The organism is Amphritea sp. (genome assembly GCF_048266285.1).
Lineage (GTDB): Bacteria > Pseudomonadota > Gammaproteobacteria > Pseudomonadales > Balneatricaceae > Amphritea.
This window is the reverse complement of record NZ_JBLWZV010000046.1, coordinates 1-6,265: the sequence shown is the minus strand read 5'-3', so window position 1 is coordinate 6,265 and position 6,265 is coordinate 1. Positions and strand designations below refer to the sequence as shown.

The 6,265-nt window shown below is 44.1% G+C and carries 7 protein-coding genes; all 7 read right to left on the bottom strand.

Annotated features, from left to right (window positions below):
- Positions 1–17: 17 nt before the first annotated feature.
- Positions 18–884, bottom strand: a complete 867-nt coding sequence (locus tag ACN0T0_RS20260; protein ID WP_417228667.1) for an alpha-ketoacid dehydrogenase subunit beta — start codon at positions 882–884, stop codon at positions 18–20.
- A 12-nt stretch (positions 885–896) separates the two neighbouring features.
- On the bottom strand, positions 897–1,826 hold the full coding sequence (locus ACN0T0_RS20255; RefSeq protein ID WP_417228665.1) for a thiamine pyrophosphate-dependent dehydrogenase E1 component subunit alpha: 930 nt from the start codon (positions 1,824–1,826) through the stop codon (positions 897–899).
- A 13-nt stretch (positions 1,827–1,839) separates the two neighbouring features.
- Entirely contained in the window at positions 1,840–2,853 is a 1,014-nt protein-coding gene (locus ACN0T0_RS20250; protein WP_417228663.1) for a GDP-mannose 4,6-dehydratase, read from the bottom strand.
- A 19-nt stretch (positions 2,854–2,872) separates the two neighbouring features.
- Complete coding sequence (locus tag ACN0T0_RS20245) at positions 2,873–3,589, bottom strand: nucleotidyltransferase family protein (protein ID WP_417228661.1); 717 nt, start codon at positions 3,587–3,589, stop codon at positions 2,873–2,875.
- Positions 3,571–4,740, bottom strand: coding sequence for an NAD-dependent epimerase/dehydratase family protein (locus ACN0T0_RS20240; protein ID WP_417228659.1), 1,170 nt, complete (start codon positions 4,738–4,740; stop codon positions 3,571–3,573). Before ACN0T0_RS20240 ends, ACN0T0_RS20245 begins: the two co-directional genes overlap by 19 nt.
- A 41-nt stretch (positions 4,741–4,781) precedes the next feature.
- The gene (locus tag ACN0T0_RS20235) at positions 4,782–5,789 is read right to left on the bottom strand and encodes a glycosyltransferase family 2 protein (protein ID WP_417228654.1); all 1,008 of its coding nucleotides are present in this window, start codon (positions 5,787–5,789) and stop codon (positions 4,782–4,784) included.
- Positions 5,782–6,265: hypothetical protein (locus ACN0T0_RS20230; protein WP_417228652.1), on the bottom strand; the 484-nt coding region annotated here is incomplete at its 5' end. The genes ACN0T0_RS20235 and ACN0T0_RS20230, both read right to left, overlap by 8 nt.

Here is a 6,265-nt window from a genome sequence, read left to right as displayed (position 1 = left end):
GCATAATTGATTGGCGCTTACAAAGGATGTGGGATGTTTCCACAAACCAGCCGCGTCACCTCAGCACAGGTACCAAATTTTAACCAGCTGGTATCCGCCACCAATAATCGACCTGTTTTCTCCACACTGGCTAATACCACTTCTTCCATAATATCAGAGGTGCAATGCAGGTCGATGACCTCACACTCGACGCCAAATTGTTCTAAATGTTTCGCGGCTCGCAATGCTTCCAGCACCATGATGGATGTCGCGGCAATGGTAATGTCCGTTCCTTCTCGAGCAACATAGCTCGCTAAGCTTTGCTCACCTTTACGCAATGCGGCTCGATCAACATCAAAATTCAGGTCGTACATCAAACGGTGCTCTAGAGACACCACTGGCGAGTTATATTCATTCAACAGGTACTCATAGCTCTCTAAAATCGACTGTGAACTCGATGGCATGATCACTTTGAGACCTGGAAAATGACTCAATAATGACTGCGGGCTTTGTGAATGCTGCGCCCCTTGTCCCCAACTTCGACCCACAACTGCGCGAATAAAAATTGGGACTTGATGATGCCCTCCAAACATGTATTTATATTTAGCGGCCATGTTGAGCACTTGGTTCAACGCAAGAAATAAGAAATCCGCACGAATATGGACGTGAATTGGACGTAGGCCATTCATCGCTGCGCCCATACAAATACCGGTAATTCCCTCTTCAATAATCGGCACATCTTGAACACGCTGAGCGCCAAATTTTTCTGCTAAGCCTAAAGTTGTACCAAAGGTGCCTTTGAAGTCATCAACACCTTGTCCAAAAATAACACTGTTATCGTTACGTTCCAGTGCGTTGTGCATACTTTCAGCAAGCGCTTCACGATAGGTTACTACTTCAGTCATGTTCGCACTCCTTTAGTATACGTCTTGGTATAGGTCAGTGATGGTTGGAAATGGGCTGGCTTCAGCAAAGGCGACACTCTCATCTATTTGCTTATTCACCTCTGCTAAGAGTGCATTATAAGTCTGTTGATCGGTTAACAACGGATCGCTATTTCGCCACTCAATGTGTTCTCTTTGATCACGATATCCCCCATAGAAGTCTTCTCCGGGACCTACATGCTCCATATAGCGACAGGTATCAATCTCTATAAAAACCGGTCGAGGGTCATCATGATAATCCGCAAGAATATTGACAAACTGTGTTTGTACGGTACAGAAGTCATAACCGTCTTCAATATGAAAAGTATCAATACCGTAGCTGCTCACATGTTCTCGAATCGCATAACTTTGGCGTGATTCAAGACGGGTATGCACTGCAAACTGGTTGTTTTCACAAATAAAAATAATAGGGAGTTTATGCAAAGACGCAAAGTTCAAGGATTCATGATAAACCCCTTCCTCCGTTGCGCCGTCCCCAAAGACACTAACAGTCAGATCAGATTTGCCTAATATTTGATTGGCATAGGCATTCCCCACCGCATTGGGAATACCACTGGCGACAACGGCAGACGTTCCCATGAAACCTACCTTTGGATACGCGAGGTGCATTGACCCCCCTTTACCGCCGCAACAACCATCAACTTTACCAAACAGTTCCGCCATCATCGCGTTTAAATCGCCGCCTTTGGCTAAATAAAAGGCATGAGATCGATACGTTGAGAACATGCGGTCTTCTGGTTTTAACAAAGAACACACCCCAACAGCAACGGCCTCTTGTCCAATAGACAAGTGTACAGGGCTTTGTACTTTATCACTTGGATACAAACGAATAATTTCTTCTTCGACTCTGCGAATCAACAATGCTTGGCGGTACAGCGCTTCATAGTTATTTGGTTTGGTCATAATAATCTCTTAATTAACGTTGTAGAACGCCAGCACCCGAGGCAATTCTAGCGCGCCAGTAATTCAGCAGGTCTTCCATTGTCTTCTCAAATGATATCTCTGGCTGCCATCCCGTATGCGCTTCAAACTTAGACGTATTGGGAAGCTGTAAATCTGCATCCAAGGGACGCAGTCTAGAGGCTTCTTGCTCCACTTGGATATTTTTGCAGGTTGACAGTGAAATTAGGTGATGAAGCATGTCTTCCACCGAACACGCGAAGCTACCGCCAATGTTGTAATACTCTCCGGGAATAGGGTTTTCGGTGACCAGCAAGAAATAAGCACGTACGGCATCTCGCACGTCTGACCACGTTCTAAGAGACTGTAAATTACCTGTTTTTACGATAGGCGACATCATCCCAGCTTCGATCATAGCAATCTGTTTAGGAAAACTGGACTCAGCAAACACATCACCGCGACGGGGTCCTGTGTGTGTAAACATGCGGGTCGACATACATTTCTGGCCATACGCTTCGGCATGAAATCGGGCAATCAGATCCGTGCCGATTTTAGAGATCGAATAAGGTGATGCAGGATGGTAGGAGCACTCTTCATCTATGGGCAGCTTTTCTTTTGGCACGCGACCAAACACTTCCGAAGAAGAGCAAATATGGATAATAGGGTCGTAGTCACTTAAGCGAAGTGCTTCAAGCAAGCGCTCTGTGCCTAAAATATTAACATCCATGGTTTGAATCGGAGAGGTAAAACTTGTGCTTGGATAGCTCTGAGCGGCCAAATGAAACACGTAATCTGGCTTAGCTTGGTTAATAGCATGAACCAACGAGATGTAATCGGTTAAATCGCCATCAACAAAAAACAGTCGATCCTTGCTGTTTACGCGCTCGAGCAAATGAGACACATTGTCTAAAGGACTACGCCAACGACACATACCAAATATGTCCCAGTCAGTCTGTTGCAAGATATAGTCCGCTAAATGAGAACCAACCATGCCCGTGATACCTGTAATAAGCACTCTTTTATTCTTCACAAATCAACCACTTATAATTTTAAATTTGTTGAAATCGATGATAATCATCCGGTGAGCCTATATCAACAAATGACTCTTCACCTAAGTACGCAATCAATTGTTCGCGCGGTATTTTTGGAAAGACATCTTGTTCTAACGAGACACGCGTCAAGACAGGTAAATCCTTAAAAAGCTCTTTTCCAAACATATACGCCCCTGCATTTACCCAACCAGCACCGGTATAACCTTTTTCTTTGAAAGCGCTAATAAAAGCCCCCTGTTCACTCAGCTCCAAGGTTCCAAACTTCGTTGCATCGTTGACATATGTGGCATAGATACTTGCCGTAGCTTTTTTTTGAATGTGCGTTTGCACTAAGGCAGAAAGCTTGTAGTCGCAAAAGGAATCGCCGTTTATCACGATAAAGGAGTCGTCTCTTACGAATGGTAAGGCATGTTTCACAGCACCGGCTGTATCTAACGGGGAAGGCTCTATAACAACTTTAATGTCTACCCCAAAAGCATGGCGACTAAAGTAATCCTCTATCATGTTTCCCATATAGCCCGCGCACAGGATGATACGTTTAACACCTTGATCAACCAGATGCGTAATCAACAGTTCAAGGAATGGTTTTCCTTGAACATCGGCCATAGGCTTTGGTCGATCACTGACGACCGGCCTTAACCGTGTTCCTAACCCACCGCAAAGAATCATTACATCAGGGAGACTAGAGGAAGGCTTCATTTTGATGGTTGCCATTTTGAAACGCATGGAATTTTATTAACGTCACAGCGATCGGCGAATTTGCCCGCGATATCCATCACCTCATCCATTAAACCCGCTTTTAAAGTTGTCGGACTTAATCCATCACTTAAAAAGCAATCATTCATAACGTGCAAATCATTTTCGTCAGCTTCAAAACGAGGATTCTTGACAAAGTCCACACGCGAGTCAGTCATCTCAGCAATCATATTCGCTAAGTCTCTTACACGATGGGTTTCAGTCATTTGATTATAAATCTTAACCGGTTCGCCTTTTTCAGGAGCATTATTAATCGCAATTTCAATACAGCGAACGGTGTCTTGGATATGAATAAACGCTCGTGTTTGCCCCCCTGTTCCATGAACAGTCAAAGGGTATTTAATGGCTGCTTGCATAAGAAAACGATTTAGCACCGTTCCGTAATCACCATCATAATCAAACCGATTAATAAGCGCTGGCGCCCGTTTTGTTTCCTTCGTTTGTGTTCCCCAGACAATACCTTGATGCAGGTCGGTAATGCGAATGGCATCATTTTTATTGTAGTAATAAAAGAATAACTGATCCTGAGTCTTCGTCATGTGATACACACTACCAGGGTTCGCAGGATACAAAATTTTCATTTTCTGCTGCGCCCCAGTATCTGTGTCAACGTTGACGTCAAGATAGCCCTCTGGAATTTTCATACCAGCAGTGCCGTACCCATAAACACCCATTGTACCAAGATGCACTAGGTGGATATCCAAACCGCTCTCAACTATGGCACAGCAAACATTGTGCGTTGCATTAAGGTTGTTACTCACAGTGTAGCGTTTATGCTTTGAAGACTTCATTGAGTAAGGGGCTGCACGCTGCTCAGCAAAGTGTACGATAGCATCGGGCTGGTAGTCTTGAATCACATTAATCAGTTGGTCGTAGTCATTTGCAACATCAAGCTCCACGAAGTCGAGCAGCTTACCGGATAGACTTTCCCACGCTGCAATACGCTCACACAGACTCGCAATCGGTGTTAAAGAGGAAGTACCTAACTCATCATCAATGGTTCTACGAGAGAAGTTGTCTATTATAAGAACATCATGACCACAATTAGAGAGATGAAGCGCCGTTGGCCACCCACAAAACCCATCTCCGCCTAATACTATTATCTTCATACTCACCCTCAATCCCATATCTTATGCTTGATTGTCACTCACTATTTCCTGAATAAACAATCGTATACAAAGCTAAATCCCATATTGCGACCTGAAAACAGCCTTTTGAGGCCGGCATAACGAACATAAAAGAACAACCCTTTGGCTGCATATCTCCTCGATATACCTTTGTATCGGATATCGATAGCAAAACTTAATGCGCTTTTCATCGGCAGTTGGATTCTATCCATATCAGAGAACAAAGTTTTAACGTATATACCAACCTCTTTGAGCTGATCAATACTTAAACTATCAGCATACAGATGCGGCCAAATCAGCACTTTTAGTGCGTCTTGGCTGTACGCTAAACCAAGCGCTTGGTACTCTCGGGAAAGAATTCGTAAATGAGCATTCTGCTGCCTTAGAAAGTTATCGCTGCTCTCTTGTTCTTTATGTATGCGATAGCGTACCAATTTTTTTGGTACGCAACCCACTCGTGTTTTATTCAGCAAACGCAACCAAGAGTCGTAATCCGCAGCACCGCGATAGCGACTATCGACCAATACATTGGTTAAGGCGACTTTTGCTCTGTCCAACATAACCCCAGGATTTAGAATGACATTGTAGAGCAGCATATAGGCGTGAATATCATCGTGTTTTTCTGGTGGATAAAAGTCGAACTCACGTTCACCAAACGCACTGTACGCACAGCTCACCATCCCTAAATCGTGTTTTTTCAAATAGGCCAATTGCTCTTCTAGTCGATGACTTTCAAATAAGTCGTCAGCATCAGCTAAAGCGACATATCGAGCATCCGCTAACTCAAACAAGCGGTTACGGGAAAATAGGATTCCCCTATTTTGATCGTTCCGATGCAATGTTAGACGAGCATCATGTGCCGCAAATTCCTGCAAAATCTCGTAAGTATCATCTGTTGATGCATCATCCAGAACGAGGATTTCTAGGTCGGAATAGCTCTGATTAAGAAGTGTTTCCAACGTGTCACGTATAAACTGTGAGCCATTATAGACTGGTAAGCAGACTTGAATTTTATCGGAGTGCCTATTCATCAATCCCAACTCCCGCAAGCCACTGCTGCTTTTTCTGCCACTCTTCTGACGCTGTTATCCCTAACTTGCTCAAGACTGCATTGATAGCCAACATGTGTTGCTTAAAGAAATCTCGGGCTTCGTCGTCAATCCGTTGGCCATAAGAAACGCTACGAACAAATTGATCAATCTGTTCATCATAAGCAGTTGTTTCGGTAATAGAATTCATCATCTCTTTTACGATCCGAGCTCGCTGAGACATTTGAGCCGCCTCGTGCTGAGCAGAGATGCTTGCAGAATGTATTCGATATTGCAGCAATATTTCAGGCAGAGCATAGAATTTAACCCCCATCGCCAACGCTCGCGCAAACAGATCCATATCTTCCATATGACGATATTTGCTTCGATAACCAAGCCGGCGCATTACTGCTTTACGCCCCATAATGGAAGGATGACAGAGGGGTGTTTTACCCATTAAAAGTACCGTGGCAGTATCA